Origin of the sequence: Xenorhabdus sp. IM139775, from assembly GCF_028598745.1 — a bacterium.
Lineage (GTDB): Bacteria > Pseudomonadota > Gammaproteobacteria > Enterobacterales > Enterobacteriaceae > Xenorhabdus.
Map to the genome: position 1 here is coordinate 1 of NZ_JAQRFK010000200.1, position 1,123 is coordinate 1,123.

A 1,123-nucleotide genomic window follows, 5' to 3' on the forward strand; every position below is an offset into this window, starting at 1 on the left:
CATACGAATAACGATGCTAATATCTGGACTTAATGAGTTTTCAAACCTTATTTTCCAACGTAGTTTACCAGATTGTAGCTTTTTACATCTTGATATAATTAGCGAGATACTAATATATTCATTGACTAATAATAGTGGGTATTTGGATTGGCTATCAACAATATTGTTAAATGCGGCTATATTTTTCACTACTCGTTCAATCGTATCATGGTAATATTCTCTTAGCTCTTTGTTGATTTTAATGTAGCTATAATCATGTTCAGGTTTATAACCTATAATTTCATATGCACGTAATAGTCCCCCGAATCTGCTTCTATATACTGAACTTGATGGTCCCTGATCATCCTCGTCTATTATAAAACCTGAAAGTTTGCCTTTCTCATTCAATTTTCTTTGCAAATGGTCTAAAAGCTGTTCATTAGTTAGATGATAAGATCGCGCGAGTATGATGTTCTTGGCTAAAAGGAATTTTCTCTCTGATACTATTGGCTTAAAAGCTTTGTTGCACCTTATCCATTCAGACTCAGGATTTCTTATAAACTTCTGTTTTAACTTATATGATGTTTTATTATAGATGCTATTGCCGATATACTTTTCATTAGTTAATATTTGATGGATTTTTGCTCTTGTCCAAGATTTTCCGTTTTCTGCTTCAATACCTCTTTCATTGAGTCGGTTCGCTATTATGAATTCTGGCATATTATTAAAAATGAACATGTCGAATATCTCATTCACTATCTTTCGTTCGTTTTTAGGAGCAGGAATTAAAATTACTCTATCTGTTTGAATACTTTTCCGTTTTCCGGAGGATAAAATTTCTTTGGGATTATGTTTTTCGTCAATGAGCTGTCGCCTTAACCCGTATCCTGCAAGTCCCCCTTGATGATAACCACGTTTAATTAGATTAATTTGGCCAGCATAAACTTTGTCCGAAAGATTCTTGCTGAGGTCTGCTGCTGCTGCTCGCTTAATACTTAGCATAAGCATTGCTTCAAGGGGATGTTCTTTTGTTGGTATGTGTTCGGCACAAAAAATCACATCTACTCTATTCATTTTAAAAAGATGGCTGTAATAACCTGCCTCATCAATATCTTGAAAACGGCCAAATCGACTAACATCGTAG

Annotated in this window: 1 protein-coding gene; it reads right to left on the reverse strand. The window is 34.4% G+C overall.

Going from position 1 to position 1,123, the window contains the following annotated elements; genetic code table 11:
* The coding region (locus PSI17_RS16970) for a recombinase family protein (RefSeq protein WP_273553077.1) at nucleotides 1–1,123 on the reverse strand (1,123 nt) is incomplete at both ends.